Consider the following 14,618-nt stretch of genomic DNA (forward strand, 5'->3'; position numbering starts at 1 on the left):
CAAAGCTCGCTCTGGATGCCACGCTCATGGCATCCCTCCCAGAACTCGACCTCACCCAGCGCCTGCGCGAAAACGCCTGGATCGGCGATGCCGTCCTGGAGCTTTACGTCCGCAGCTTCATCCTGAAGCTGCATGGCAAGGTGGATGCGGAGATGAAAATGCGCTTCACCTGCAATCAATTCCTCTCCTGCACAGGCAACCCCACCGCGGTGGAGGCTGACATCGGCGTGATCTACCAGCGCGAGGGGCTGGAGGCCGCCTTTGCCTGGATCCACGAAAACCTTGAGCCGCTGTTTCTCAAGCAGGAGGCCAAGCGCAAACGCACCGGCAAGTAGCTAGGCGCGCTGTCCCAGCGCCTTGAGCTTGGCTTCGGCCTCGCTCCATGGCACGTCATGCGGCAGGCGCTTGGTGGTGGCTGCCAGCGCGGCGGTGACACCGGCCGCCTCTCCCATCGCCACCGAGTTCCCAGTCACGCGATAGCTCGCATGCGCGATGAAATCGCCGCTGATGTTGCGCCCGGCCATCATCAGGCCGTCCACATCCTTGGCGATCAGCGCCCTCAGCGGAATGTCATACGGCTTCACTTTGATGCCCGCGTTGTGATAGGCGGTCGTCTTGTTCATGTCGGCACTTAGGGCATGAATGTCCACGCTGAAGGTCGGGCGCACCACGGCATCGTCATAGCGTGCACCTGTGGCCACATCGTCCTTCGTTACAGTGTAGCGCCCGGCAATGCGACGGCCATCGCGAACGCCGATCTGCTCCGCCGTGGCGGCAATTTGCAGGGCCTCCCACGGGCCGCCCAGCTTACGCAGGGCATTCACGATCTTGTTCATCTCCGCACGGGCCTGCACAGTGGCCTCGGTGATCTTCGCGGCATCAAAGCAGGGCACGGCATACTGGTGGTTCATCATCACCAGCAGCAGATTGTCCCGCACCTGCCAGAGGGTGGGCTTGGCATAGGAGGGGAAGAGGCCCGCACGCTTGATCTCCGCCAGAAACGCGTCTTTGGCTACACCATCAGCCTTGCTGGGGTCGGACTTGTGAATGAAGGCCTCCAAAGCCGCGACATCCTTGCACACAAGCAAAGCATTGAGAGACATCGGCTGGCAGGGGCAGGCGTCCGCCTCACCGTATTCAAAGGAGCAACCCGCCAGGGCTCCGAGGTCTCCGTCTCCCGTGGTGTCGATAAAGACCGGCGCCTTCCAGGCCTGCCGGCCAGATTTGGACTCCGTGACCACCGTCGTGAGTCGCTTTCCGTCGCGGTAGGCGGCACACACATGGGTATGAAGCTGGAACTTGATGCCTGCCTCGACAAACATCTCCTCCAGCAGCAGCTTCATGCCTTCCGGCTCGTAGCAGATGCTCTTGTGGCTGGTGCCACGGCGCATGCCGCGCTCGTCCAGCCGCTTCAGCAGCTCCTGGTTGAAGCCCGGCTTGTCAAAATCGAGCAGATACCCCAGCAGGCCCGCCGTCCACACGCCGCCGAGACAGCCGCGCCACTCAAACACGCGGACACGTGCCCCGGCTCGCGCCGCCGTGATGGCAGCCGCAATACCTGCCGGTCCGGCTCCGCAGACGATCACGTCTGCATCCTCCACCAGCGGCAGATCCCGTGCCTGCTCATGAAAATGCCCCTCAGATGTGGCAATGGCTTTTTCCACCTCCGCTGCGTTCATCACCCCGGGCGTGACAAGGGCACCAGAGAAGGCGGCGCGCAGAAAGGAACGGCGCTTGAGATCGGAGGAAGGGCTGGATGTGCTCATGGCGGATTGTGAAGTCAGATTTACCGCAGTTTTGGACAAAATCATGGGCCACTTTTTTCCATCAGAGATTCCGCCTGAACCGCCACGGCCTCGTCACAACGTTGCAATGCCAGCCGAATTTTCTCACGATCTCCGCCATTTTCCCGGATCAGCCTCCGGGCGATCTCGACCGCAGGCTCAAAGCGGCCATCGCCATCGGCATCCAGCCAGATCGGGTTCGTCGAACCCACCACACGAGGGATGAAGCTCTTGCTGCTCGGCTGATACGGCCGGGGAATCTCCCAGAACGGCTCGGTGATACCCGGCCCCGTCGCGATGGCCACCAAATGCACATCATGTGCGGGCTTGGGCATTTCCCACACAATGCGCGCTTTTTCACCCGCACGATGGTTGTCTTCAATCTTCTGCTCACGAATCAGGATGCCGTTCGCAAAGAGTTCGATGTGGTCTGCCTGCGTCCATGCAGGCCCAGAGACGGACGCTTCCACCTTGATCTTTTCCTTCAGTCCTGTCGCCAGATCTCCGACGATGAATTTGTCATCCACCCTGAGCTGCGCCAGCAGTCCCAGGCTCACCAGCAGCCGCCCTTCCTTGTAGCTGCGCCAGACTTCATCCAGATCAAGGTTCGCCGGATCGGCATCCTTGGCGGCCACATAGGTGCGCCCCTGCCCGAGAATGAAACGGTTCGCATCATGGCTGTCGCTCGAACCCACCGCCGCAATGCGGTACCCGCGATTGAGCAGCGCAAACCAGTCACGGTAAAGCAGGTGAATGTCAGACTGCATCGCTGCAGAAGTGATCACCTCCATCGCATCGATGCCCGCCAGTGCATCTGCCTGGCGGTGCCTGCCCGTCTTCGGATTGAACTGGATGCCGCCAAACGGGATAAAGCCGCTGTGCAGGTCCCGCGGATGATTCAGCGTGATCACCTTCACGCCAGGAGTGGCCCGGATATCCGGCAGCAGCTTTGCCCAGTCTTCCTGCTGGTGATTCACCACACGGGCTCCTGGCTCGATGGGAAAGGCATTGAAATGCCCGTGCTTGGTGGTGACCTCATTGCCGATCACCGGCGTGAAGCTTTTCGCCACCCTCATGCTGGCGGCCTGCGGTGCATAGTCTGTGTGATGATTGTGATCCGTGGAGATCGCCAGTTCGATCCCCTCCCCCGCGATGGTAAGCATGCGCTCTTCGATCTTGGCATCGCCATGCCCGCTATAAGTCAGCGTATGAATGTGGCTGTCTGCCGCGATCCAGCCTTTGGTATCCACCTCGCGCCGCAGCTTCACCGCCACCCTTTTGCTCTCTCCTTCCTGAAGAGTTAGCACCTCACGACTGACACCCCATTCAAAGCCGCGCCCAGCATGGAGAATGTAATCCCCAGGCGGCAGAGAGAGTCTGGCTTTCCCATTCCTTGTGTAAACCACACCCACACGCACGGCTATATCTGCGGCAGACTCGGCTCTCAGCGGCTGCAAGGTTCCATCCACACGCGTCGCCGTCAGCCTGCAGGGCAGCTCACCTCCCGCATCTCCATCCATCACGGTGACTTCCACTTGGGCACCACTGAGCAGCTCAGCACTCGTCTTTGACGCGATGATCACGGGCCCCGCCTCGATGTCATCCAGAGCTGTAGGTGCCTCGATCATCAGAAGATTGTCCCCATCACGCAAAGTCCCCAGCGGGATCGCGAGAAGGCTCTCCATCGCTGTTTCGGCCGTCACCAAGGCCCCCAGCTTTTTGCCATTCAAAAAGACAGGCCAGCCAAGCTTCACATCCCGTTGCCAGATGCGCAGCGTCTGCTCTGAGGTATTTGCCCTGGCCTCAAAATGCTTCTCCAGCCGCTCGGCGTCCACAGCCCTGTCCTTGAACTCCTCCCATTCAAACTGCCCCGGCTTTCCGAGATGCATCTTTCCAGGCAGCACGATCACGTCTTCCGCCATCAGGGTCAATGCGGGCAGGCAGGCTAAAATCCATTTCATCCACTATCAACGCCTCCGCCGGCAGACAGTTTTCCAGCCGTCATTGAAATGCAGCGCTTGCTTGCCAAAGCTGCCGCATGAAACGCTACCGTGTCCGCCACACCTCTGCCACCGCCCTCGACTGGGCGGTGGCCGAATCATTGACCGCCTTTTCCTTTCCCTGGGAAGAGAGCACGGCGCCGTTCACCGAATTCCGCGCCTTGTGGGACGAAAGCCATCTTCATTTCCGCTTTGACTGCCAAGATGACGACCTCGTGCTGCCCGATGGTGCTGATGCTAAAGAGCGCGTGCTTGGATCTGATCGCGTCGAAATTTTTCTATCACCCGATCTCAGCCTGAAGCCCTACTTCTGCCTGGAAATGTCCCCTCGTGGAGATGTGCTCGACTACGAGGCCAGCTTTTACCGTGAAATGAACTGGGACTGGCGATGCGCGGGATTGAGCCTCGCAGCCGAGATCATGGGAAACCGCTACACCGTCATGGGCAGCATCCCTTTGGACACGCTGCGAACGCTCCAGGTGCTCAAAGCCGACAGCCGCGAATTTTATGCCGGACTCTACCGCGCAGAATTTCGCCACAAACCCGACGGCTCCGTGCAGTCCGGCTGGATGCCCTGGGTCAATCCGCAGACAGAGCGACCAGATTTTCACGTGCCTGCCTCGTTTGGCATTCTCGAACTGGTGTGACGAGCCCCGCCTGAACGCCGGCGGTCCTCTCAACCTACTTTCTTTTGATCTTGTAGCTGTGTGCGACGGAGGCATTGGGCACCTCGTCGCGTGTCACCCCGGGCACGATGGATCTCACATAGTCCACCTGCGCTTCACCCGGGCCCACCATCACTCTCACATGTCCTGAGCTGCCCAGAATGGTGCCCGTGTATCCATATTCCTCCGCGCTGCGCGTGCCACCGCTTGGGTGTCCGGGCTGAGGCACCTCCTGGTAGATGACACCGTCCAGCTCCTCCTTGGCAAAGAGGTGGTCATGCCCGTGAAAAACAATGCTCACACCATTTTTGACCAGGAGCTGATGGATGGGCAGCGCCCAGCCTGGGCGATGCTGTTTGAAGCCCTCGCTGCCATCCGCATTTTTGCCGCCCCATTCCATGTAAGGCGCGGGCGTCACGGCTCCGCGCACATCCTTGCCCAGTCCACCCACGAGATGATGCAGAAAGACAAACTTGAACGGCGCCTTGCTCGTTTCCAGCGTCTTCGCCAGCCACCGGTATTGCTCCTCCCCCAGCGTCATGTCCCAGTTGTCCTCACTTTTGCGCTCCCGCGTAAACCAAAAAGGATCCAGCACGACGAACAACGCGCTGCCCCACTCAAAGGCATAGTAGTCCTGCAGCATGCCCGCGCTTTCCTCAGGCTTTGAATTCCCCGTGTAGATGCCGCCGGGCTCGGGGTTGGGAAAATACTTCTTCCGCATGGCGATGGACCACAGCGGCATCGAATCCGGCTGCCCCGTCAGCCGAAAGCCCTGCTCACCGTCATGATTTCCCAAGGCAAGAAGCACCGGCACGCTGTGTGCAATGCGCCCCAGATAAAAACGCTGCGCCTTATACTGTGATTCCGCCCGTGTGTAAAAGCTGCCAAATTTGTCCACCATCGTGGTGTCCCCGAGATCGATCATGAAATCCGGCTTGTCGGTCAGCATGTTGGCCAGTGTCTGCTGGTACACGCGAACGTCCGTGCTCATGTCGAGATGTGAGTCCGCCTGCATCGTGAAGGTAAAGGCAGACGCCGGAGCACGCTGCGTATGAAAGCTGCGCACCTCATCACGCACCGCCTCGCCGCCGCCGATGCGATAAGTCAGCTGATAAATATACGCGCTGTCTGCTTTCAAAGACCCCAGCAAAATCGTCTGCGGCTCCCCCGCTGTGAGTTTCACGACTGCGGAGCGCTGCGTCAGCATCGACGGGCTGGCACCGTAGGAGACAAAAGCCTCCATGTCCTTCCAGGCCAGCACGCTCAGGGTCACGGATTCCGCCTCAGGGCGGCAGAGCCAGACATTGAAAAGATACGGCGGCACCACCGCAGGCTCCACCTGTCCGCCAGCTCCAGCCCCTTTGCCTTTGTTGCCGCGCTCCCCTTTGGGCTGCTTTCCTTCATTTTGGGCCATGGCCAGCGCCGCAGCCATGACAATGAATGCGGCCAGCAGAGGCAGTGACGTAGAGGTCTTCATGCACAGAAATGATAACGGAAATGTCAAAGAGCCATCAGGCCGCAACCGGAGAATTGTCAGCGCCGTGTCAGCAAGCACTACGAGTCCACCTCGGCATGCCCAGCTTCATCCAGAGCCGCCAGCTCGCGCAGAATGGCAGTGGCATACGTTCCTTTGGGAAGATCAAACCGCATGGAAAGATCGCCATCTGCCACCACCTCCATGACAGGCTGCAAAGGGCGCAAGCGCATGACCCGCCGCTCCTGCCGCAGACCGCAGGCTTTCAGACCAGCGGTGATTTCGGGGAACCGGTCTGCCACGCTCTGCTCAAAGTCACGCACCTCGCCCACGCTCTGAAGATCTCCTTCTCCCCACAAGGGCGCAGTGAGTTCCACGATCCCTTTTTCAAACCTTGCCACCTCATCGCCACGCTGGTTTTCCGGCAGCAGAATGGTGCCATTGTCTGAGAATCCAAAGACCTCGCCAGCAAGCGGCTTGTCCCAGGTGCCTGCCGCCATGCGCCCCGCTACCACGGTGTTAAAAAGATAGCTGCGCGCGGATGAGATGAGGAGTCCGCGCAGCAGTCGATCTCCTGGATTGAACTCGCCACGAAACATCGCCAGCGCCTTGGACAGGTTCTGCCCGTCATTGCCGAAGCGTTGCGCGCCAAAAAAATTCGGCACTCCTTTTGCAGCAATGTCACTCCACCGCCGTCTGGCGGAATCCGCGTCAAATTCCGGCTCACGCAGGCGGATGGTGAATCGGTTGCCCTGGTGAATGCCACGGCGCAGCTTGCGAGTGTTGCGTGTGATTTGCAGTACCTTCAGTCCCTCGGATTCCAGCACTGCTGGCTCTGGCGAAGGCTGGCCGGGCATGTGCAGGCTGAACCACTGCCGTGTGACCGCATGGCGGTCCTTCAGCCCGCAGTGGCTCACCAGCCTGCGCCGGATGCCCACGGCGTCTGCCAGCTGCGCCGCGGCGGCATTGCTGTCCAGATTCCGCTTCTCCGCCCACACCAGGCAGTGCTCGCCAACGCCCGAGGGCTCAAAACCCAGAATCTCCTCCACCACAAAATCCTCTGGCTGCACCTTGAACCGTGCCCGGCCCAGAGGGCCGCCGTGCAGATAGGGAAGTGCCTTCGGATCTGAAATCATGTGCCGCAAGGTCTGCGCCACATCCTGCACGGAATCAATCCAAGATGCAGGATGTTTGCGGCAGCCTCACTCACGCCACGAGATGCTTTGGCAGATCGGCCACTCGTTCACAGCCCACCTGCTCCATCACCTGCTTGAGCTGGCGCTTGAGCATCGTCATGGTGTGGTCTGCCCCGTCTTTGCCCAGGGCTCCCACCCCGTACATGAAGGAGCGCCCCATGAAGGTAAACTTGGCGCCGCTGGCCAGCGCACAGGCCACGTCGGGGCCGGAGCGCAGACCGCTGTCCAGCATGATGGTAGTGCGATGTCCAAATTTTTTCGCCAGCTCGGTGAGCGGTTTGATCGTGGACTGTCCGGCATCCAGCTGCCGGCCACCGTGATTCGACACAATGAATCCGTCCACGCCCAGGCCCAGCGCCGTCTCGGCATCCTCCTCGGTCACCACGCCCTTCACCACCAGCTTGCCTTGCCAGCGCTCGCGGATGGCGCTGATCTTGGCGGGATTCAGCCGCCCGGAGAAGGTCTTGTTCATGAAAAGCCCGAGGTGTTTCATGTTCAGCCCCTTCGGCAGATAGGGCTTCATGGTCTTGAACTCCGGCGCACCGGCCGCCAGCTGGCTGAAGGACCAGGTGGGATGCAGCATCATCTGGATCACATTGCGCAGCGTCATACGCGGCGGGATGGAGAGCCCGTTGCGGATCTCCTTGGGGCGGTAAGCAAAGGTGGGCGTGTCGGCAAGAATGACGAGCACCGGAAAGCCGGCATCCTTCACACGGTCCAGCAGCTTGTCGCGCAGTGAGTTTTCAGCAGGATGGTACAACTGAAACCACGCCTTCCCTTCCGTAAGCTCAGCCACCGTTTCAATGCTGGCCGTGGCCACGGTGCTCAGCGTGAACGGCAGGTTGTGCTGGTGCGCCGCCTTGGCGATGATCTCGGTGGCCTTGGGCCAGATCAGCCCCTGCAGCCCGATGGGCGAGACTCCAAAGGGCGCGTCATACGTGATGCCAAAAAGCTCCGTCTTCAGGTCCGAACCCGGATAATCCCGCAGATACCACGGCCTCAGCTGCACCTGCCGGATTTCATCCGTGTTGCGCTGAAGGTTGATGTTGGAAAAGCAGCCGCCCTCCAGGTATTCAAAGGCAAACCGCGGCACCCTGCGGCGTGCCTTCTCTCGCAGGTGCTCGATGGAGGGGTAGTTGGAGTTGAAGACTTCAGGCATGGTGTTCTGGAAAGCGGGAGTGAGGGCGAAAGTGCAGATCTATCATCGCCCGCACACGCCCACTTCATTCGCAGTAAATCGCCGGATTTGCAATCTTCCTGCACCCACGCTGCCAGTGCCAAAACGCACCTGCTTCAGATCATTGCTCCATCTTCTTTGCTCCCTTCTTTTTGCCTCCGGCTCCCATGCCCTTGCCCGGTTTGGGCCCTCTTCCCTGGGGAAACTCGCCGCGCTCCAAAGCCGCAAAAGCCTGCTCCCCCAGCCCCGCGCGCAGGTGTGCTTTGAGCTCGGCCTGCAGTTTCTCCGCCATCTGGGGGGTTTGCTTTGCCAGATCTCGCGTCTCTCCCAGATCATGCACCAGGTCAAAAAGCAGCCCCTCCTTGCTGTCCCAGAGATAGAGCAGCTTGTAGTCGCCTTTTCGGATCGCAGACATCGGTTGCTCCACCTCCACCACCTGATGCCACACAAAGCGATCAATCGGCCGCCTCACGGGTTCTTTTCCACCGCTCAGCAGCAGCGGCTTCCAGCTTCCACCCTCCACGCCTTTGGGCAGGGGAAATCCAGGTGCGGCAAAATCCAGCACAGTCGCCATCAGATCGTAGCTGATGACAGGGGTGGCACAGTTCACACCGCCTTTGACTCCCGGGCAGCGGATGATCATCGGCTCGCGGATTCCCCCTTCTCCCAGATCTCCTTTCCCGCCATTGAGCACGCTCGTGCGACCGCCGTTGTCCGAAGTGTAGATGACGAGAGTGTTTTCCGCGATGTGGAGCTCATCCAGTTGTTTCAAAACCTCGCCCACGCAGGTGTCGAGATCCTCGGTCATGGCGGCCATCACAGCACGGTCGCCCTTCCCTCCCTTTCCAGGATTCGGCATGCTTTCGTATTTTTTCAGCGTCGAGGCCAGCGCCTGGGGCGTCTGATGCACGGCATAGTAGGAAAGCTGCAGGAAGAACGGATGCCCCTCTTTCACCTGCTTCTCCATGAACGTGCGTGCGCGCCGCGTGATGCCAAAGGACTGCTTCGGATCTTCCGGATCGGTCGTGTCTCCGTCCTCGTTCATGGTGATGCCATCGCTGGCGTCATACCCCATGGACTCTGGCGTATGAAACCACTGCCACTTGCCGAAGTGGGCTGCGCGATAGCTGCCGTCCGCCTTCTTCAGCGTGTTGACCAGCGAATCGCTCACGGGTGCGTTCCAGTTGCGCGAGTTTTTGTCCGTCGCATTGAGCGTGCTGGTCGTGCGCCCCATCTGGATGGAGGCACGCGAGCACTCGCATTTGCAGTGCGCCGCATAAGCCTGAGAGAACACCATGCCCTGCGCGGCGAGTTTTTCCAGATTGGGAGTGTGAAACTCCCGCCCCGCACTGCCCGGTTCATTGGGCATCATCCGCACCGAGGTCCCGCTCCACGACTGGTCATCAGCGAGGATAAAAAGGATGTTGGGAGCCTTGGCGAAGGCAGCGACGGCCAGGAGCTGAAGGCCAATGATGAATGGAATGATTCTCATGGTTCAAAAATAAGGTCTGATGTTTTATACCGGCCCCTTGGCCCCTGGCTCATTTGAGCCGGCTTTGAGCTCCGTCTTTTCCTTCTTCATCGGCATGGGTTTTCCACCCTTGCCCCCTTTCCCACCCTTTCCGCCTTTGCCTCCTTTACGGTCGCCTGACTTCTCTCCTCCTGCGACGTAGTCAGGATTGGGTTTCGGCAGTCCGGCATTCACAGCGCGCAGATAATCCGTCATGCGGCTGTCGAGAGCGGCTGCCACTTGGGGCTCCGCCTGCGCGAGATCTTTCTGCTCCCCGATGTCCTTGGAGAGATCAAATAGCATTCGTCTTTCAGTTTCAAACACACGGATCATCTTCCAGTTCTGGTAGAGGATGGCGGAAGCGGGGCCGATCTCGTCTTTGTCATAATGTGGGAAATGCACCACCAGTTCATCGTGGAGTCGCCTTGGCGGCGTGTTCGGATCCTTTTTCAGCACACCCACGAGGCTGACACCATCGAGATCTTTCGGCAGCATGCTCGGTGGCGCACCCGCCAGTTCCATGATCGTAGGCAGCACATCCACCGTGCTGGCATGCACATGGGAAAACTCCCCCGCCTTGACGCCTGGGCCGGCCACCAGCAATGGCACCCTCAGCCCCCCTTCCCAAACCGTGCCCTTGCCATTGGTGAGAGCGCCGTTCGCGTTGCGCCCCTGTGCACCGTGATCGGCAGTATAGATGATGTAGGTGTTTTTGAGCGCATCGAGTTCCTTGAGCTTTGCCAGCACGAGACCGATCGTCTTGTCGATTTCTTCGCAGCCTGCCGCCTGACCAATCCGCACGATGTCCAGACGGTTGCCCAGCCTGCGCTTCACAGACTCGATCATCTCTGGAGTCGCGCTTTCAGGCTGCTTGCCCGGGTATTGCGAAATTTGCAGGTAGAAAGGCTTTCGTGCCCTCACCTGCCGCGTCATGAAATCCATGCCCAGATTTGCGATCGCGTAGCACTGTTTTGGATTCGGTTCATCGACGTTGTCAGGCCCGCCATTGCTGTTCGGCCCGTCGTTTTCGTCAAAGCCGCTCTGCTGCGGGTTCTCACGACCCACATGCCATTTGCCAAAGTGGGCGGTGGCATAGCCCTGTTTTTTCAAAAGGGTGCCGATGGTTTCCATGCCAGCGGGAACCTGTGACGTCGTCTCGGGGGCGATGACCTTGTCTCCCGGATTCACCCCGCCCTCCTTCCTCGTTTCACCGACAAACGTCATGTGCAGCCGCGCCGGGTTGCGCCCGGTAAACAGAGCCGCCCGTGTGGGAGTGCATCGTGGCGATGAGGCGTAGAAATCAGAGAAGCGAATGCCGTGCTGGGCAATGCTGTCCAGATTCGGAGTGCGGATGAAGCTGCTCGTCGATCCTTCGGCATTTCGATCATCCTGCGGCACGGACATGGACGCCCACCCTTGCGCCTCTCCCATGATGACAAGGAAGTTGGGCTGTGCGCTCTCCGCCGCAGCCATACACTGGCATGCCGCCAGGAAATAAATCAGACGAAGGCTTTTCATGGCTGATAAAATCAGGTGTTACCGCAAGGGCGCCCCACTCACATCGAGATCAGGCTTCGTGTTCCAGCGCGGCTGCCAGCCGGGCTTTTCCACCTTGGTTCGGAAGATGATCGTGTTGTCCAGCGCGAGGTCGTCGGTCCAGATGAACTTCGCCCCTTCGAAATCGTTCTCAAAGTAGGGCTGCTTGGGATCCACTTCTTCGACAGTGTACTCCTTCGCTTGTTTCCATGAACTGTCGTCAAAGTCCACGGCCCACCAGTTGGCAGGCAGAGGCTCTTGCTTGACCTGCGGATTGGCCGTGTCGCCGTTGACCGGCCCGTGAAAGAAGCTTTTGGCCTTCCAGGTGGCGTTCGTCACCGTGCCGTCCGCAAACTTCAGAATGAAGCCGCCATCGCCGATGCTGCTGCCGTATTCGAGCCCGGTTTTGGGATCCGCGTTGTCCTTGGCCAGCACCGCGATTGTCATGGGATACTCCGGCAGGAAATCCACGCTGACGACATTGTGCGGCGTGAACTGAATGGGATCCACCGCCACAAGACGGCCGTTCACGTAGAGCATGAACCAGTTGTCCGCATAGACGTTGAGCTTCATCGTGTCGGCAATGCTCGGCTTGATGAGCCCGGGCGGTCCGCCGCCTTTCTTCTTTTTGCCACCGCCGCCTTTTCCAGATTCAGCGGGAGCACCACCCGAACGCCGGCCGCCCTGACCTGCGCCAGCCTGCATGGGCTTGGGTGCTGGATCCTCTGCTCCAGGAGCTGTGGCAGGAGGCGGCGCGGGGGGCTGATCTCCACTGGCAGGTGAGGCCGCACGCAGTGGCGCATTCGGTGCATTTTGGACCTCCTCGGCCGTGAGCTTGCCATCGTGGTCCACATCAGCCGTGCCAAAAATGTATTTGGCTGCATCCGAAAGTTCAGTGACGCTGAGGCGGCTGTCCTGGTTCACATCCAGTTCGTAGGCGTGCCGGAAGATAAAGCCGGCAAATGCAGCCCCATCACGGATGTCTCCTGCCGCATCGATCTCAGCGGGAGTGATGACGCCATCCATGTCCGCATCATACTTTGAGGTGGCGGTCTTCATATCCGCAAGGATCTCGGATACGGTGACGATGCCGTCCTGATTGCCATCCAGCTCAGCACCGTGCATCTGCATCCATGGCTTGCGCTGGCCACCCTGCTGCCCTCCAACACCGCCCTGCGCCGGCATGGGCTGGGTGGCTCCACCTGGAGCCATTCCACCAGGGCCGCCAGGAGTCGTGGTCGCGCCAGCAGGCATGCCACTGCGTCCGGGCCCGCCACCTGCGGCGGCACCACCCCGTGAGTAAACGACACTCAAGTCGGCCTTGGCGAGAATCTTGCCATCCATCGCCGCCAGCAAGTCTTCGCGTGTCACTCCACCACGACCTGTGCCTGTGGGCTTCGGCTCTGCAGAGAGTGCATACACGTGCAGCACATAGGTCTTTTCTCCCGGCCCTTGCGAATGCGGCGGCTCATAGCCCTCCTCGCCTTTGAAGCCCACCCCCAGCTTGCCCACGCCTTTCACATTCTTGGGCAGGCTGGTCGTTCCGGCCGGGATGTCCCACATCACCCAGTAGCTTTTCATCTCATTGCCCGGTGCCAGATGGTCCATGATCAGCGCATAGCTCTTCGTTCCCGCTGGAGCCCCGCTCCATGCCAAGGGCAGCGTGGCTCCGCTGCCGTCTCCGGTGTAATCCGCAGGCAGACTGCCGCCATCTTCCACCTCAGGGCTGGTCAAAACAAAGCCGCCACCCTTGCTCGCAGACGGTGCGCCACCACGTCTCTCCGACGATTGTACAACAGGTGTGGGTGCTGCAGTGAGCAGCTCGCCCACATCCAGCCTGCCATCGCCATTCCGGTCCAGTGCGGTGAATTCGCTCCGTGCCTTGGCCATGGCGGCCGCCAGCGTGCCGCCGCTGCGATTGGCGGCAAATTCACGCTTCACATTGTCGGCAAACTCCTGCGCCGTCACCACCCCGTCACCATTCACATCCATCAGGCTGCCGACGGTCTGGGCAGGCTGTGGGCGCGGCGACTCATCAGGCGCCGGTGGCGGATTCTCATCAGGCTTCATGCCTTTCCCCCGACCTCCTTTTTCACGCGTCATTCCCTTGCCTTTGCCGCCCCCTCCGCCAGGCCCCTTGCCACCTCCTCCGGGGCCACCTCTGCCACCACCACGGCTGGTATACACTTCCTTCACCGTACCCTCACGCCCGTTGTTGAACTCAAAGGGGTAGGTGCCGTCGCTGTTGATGCTGTAGGAAATCCAGCGTTTCTCACTGCCCACCTGATAGCTCAGTTTGTAGCTGTTGGAGCCGGTGCTCTCAAATCCGGTGATCTCCGCCCCGCGCAGCGGCGGCGTATCCGGACGCACCGGCTGCGCACGCGGCTGCGGATCCACCTGCCCCTCCGCCTCAACGACTTCTCCATGAAACGCGCTCTGCAGATACGGCCTCTTTGTGGAGGCGTGGTAATGGTAGCCCACTTTCGCATCCTCGTGGCCATGGCATTCGTCCAGCTTGCCCACCGGCGATCCATCCGGCTCGGTGAGGCCATAGATCGGATACCCGTCCAGCGCATACGCGATCGGCATCCCCTTGCCCACCACCGTCTGCAGATGCAGCGGCGCTATGTGGTAATGGTAGTCATCCGCACGTCCGCAATGCCCGCCCCATTGATCCAGTTCGCCGATTTCAAATGACACCTCCCCACGGTTGTTCTGTGGATTGAAAATCGGGATGCCATTCACCGCCAGCGCAATGGCACCGCGCAAAAAGCGCCCTTCCACCACGGCGGGCGTCTTCGCCGGAACCGGCTTCAGCGGAATGCGCCAGGCATTGTCTCCAAAATAAGCCTGCGGCAGCGGCACCTGCTGCTGCCAGGCCGTGATCCCCACCATCATGTTATGCTCCGGCCAGCCATTGGACCCCACATATAGAAAGTCTTGGTCCCATTTCAGCTCCAGCTTCGGAAAGGTCATAAAGGCCTTGGCCGCACGCGGAGCGTTTGCCGCATTGGCCGCTGCGGCTGCCGCAAGGCTCAGGGGGCCTGACATAGAAGCCACCTGCACCGTTTTGATCTGCCCCTCCTTCGGTACTGCATGCTGCTGCATCCACTCTTCCAAAATGTGCTGCCGCAGCACCTCTTTGTCAGCAGATTCACCCACTCTCAAAGTGTGGGCGGAAAGACTGGTCGCGAGCAGCAGAAGAGCGGGAAGCGTTTTCATGATGCGGACTCTAACCCTCCTCGCGTCAGGACGGCTTCAAGGAATCTCCGGAGA

10 protein-coding genes and 1 pseudogene are annotated in these 14,618 nt (G+C 60.1%); 2 read left to right on the plus strand and 9 right to left on the minus strand.

Going from position 1 to position 14,618, the window contains the following annotated elements:
• The first annotated feature begins 26 nt into the window (after positions 1 to 26).
• Positions 27 to 335, plus strand: a complete 309-nt coding sequence (locus tag ACZ5WW_RS10975; RefSeq protein WP_377164228.1) for a ribonuclease III domain-containing protein — start codon at positions 27 to 29, stop codon at positions 333 to 335.
• Here ACZ5WW_RS10975 and ACZ5WW_RS10980 read toward each other — a convergent pair whose 3' ends face one another.
• Positions 336 to 1,766 (minus strand): FAD-dependent oxidoreductase, encoded by a 1,431-nt coding sequence (locus ACZ5WW_RS10980; RefSeq protein WP_377164226.1) that lies wholly within the window; start codon positions 1,764 to 1,766, stop codon positions 336 to 338.
• A 41-nt stretch (positions 1,767 to 1,807) separates the two neighbouring features.
• The gene (locus tag ACZ5WW_RS10985) at positions 1,808 to 3,745 is read right to left on the minus strand and encodes a CehA/McbA family metallohydrolase (RefSeq protein WP_377164224.1); all 1,938 of its coding nucleotides are present in this window, start codon (positions 3,743 to 3,745) and stop codon (positions 1,808 to 1,810) included.
• Between the two features lie 77 nt (positions 3,746 to 3,822).
• Between ACZ5WW_RS10985 and ACZ5WW_RS10990 the strand changes: the two genes are divergently transcribed.
• On the plus strand, positions 3,823 to 4,431 hold the full coding sequence (locus ACZ5WW_RS10990) for a carbohydrate-binding family 9-like protein (protein ID WP_377164222.1): 609 nt from the start codon (positions 3,823 to 3,825) through the stop codon (positions 4,429 to 4,431).
• A 34-nt stretch (positions 4,432 to 4,465) separates the two neighbouring features.
• Here ACZ5WW_RS10990 and ACZ5WW_RS10995 read toward each other — a convergent pair whose 3' ends face one another.
• The 7 genes and pseudogenes from ACZ5WW_RS10995 to ACZ5WW_RS11025 all read right to left on the minus strand — a co-directional run.
• The gene (locus ACZ5WW_RS10995; RefSeq protein ID WP_377164220.1) at positions 4,466 to 5,926 is read right to left on the minus strand and encodes a metallophosphoesterase family protein; all 1,461 of its coding nucleotides are present in this window, start codon (positions 5,924 to 5,926) and stop codon (positions 4,466 to 4,468) included.
• Between the two features lie 77 nt (positions 5,927 to 6,003).
• A complete protein-coding gene (gene truD, locus ACZ5WW_RS11000; RefSeq protein ID WP_377164218.1) occupies positions 6,004 to 7,059 on the minus strand; it encodes a tRNA pseudouridine(13) synthase TruD in 1,056 nt (351 codons plus the stop codon).
• 70 nt (positions 7,060 to 7,129) lie between these two features.
• Positions 7,130 to 8,278 carry an alpha-hydroxy acid oxidase gene (locus ACZ5WW_RS11005; protein ID WP_377164216.1) on the minus strand — a complete coding sequence of 383 codons (1,149 nt, stop codon included), beginning with the start codon at positions 8,276 to 8,278 and terminating at the stop codon, positions 7,130 to 7,132.
• A gap of 139 nt (positions 8,279 to 8,417) precedes the next feature.
• Complete coding sequence (locus ACZ5WW_RS11010) at positions 8,418 to 9,788, minus strand: sulfatase-like hydrolase/transferase (RefSeq protein WP_377164214.1); 1,371 nt, start codon at positions 9,786 to 9,788, stop codon at positions 8,418 to 8,420.
• A 24-nt stretch (positions 9,789 to 9,812) separates the two neighbouring features.
• Positions 9,813 to 11,324 (minus strand): sulfatase-like hydrolase/transferase, encoded by a 1,512-nt coding sequence (locus ACZ5WW_RS11015; protein WP_377164212.1) that lies wholly within the window; start codon positions 11,322 to 11,324, stop codon positions 9,813 to 9,815.
• 18 nt (positions 11,325 to 11,342) lie between these two features.
• Positions 11,343 to 12,047 (minus strand): hypothetical protein, encoded by a 705-nt coding sequence (locus ACZ5WW_RS11020; RefSeq protein WP_377165564.1) that lies wholly within the window; start codon positions 12,045 to 12,047, stop codon positions 11,343 to 11,345.
• 606 nt (positions 12,048 to 12,653) lie between these two features.
• Positions 12,654 to 14,564: pseudogene (locus tag ACZ5WW_RS11025) on the minus strand (YHYH protein); the annotation flags it as partial.
• Between the last annotated feature and the right edge of the window lie 54 nt (positions 14,565 to 14,618).

It is taken from the genome of Prosthecobacter fluviatilis (genome assembly GCF_055388355.1).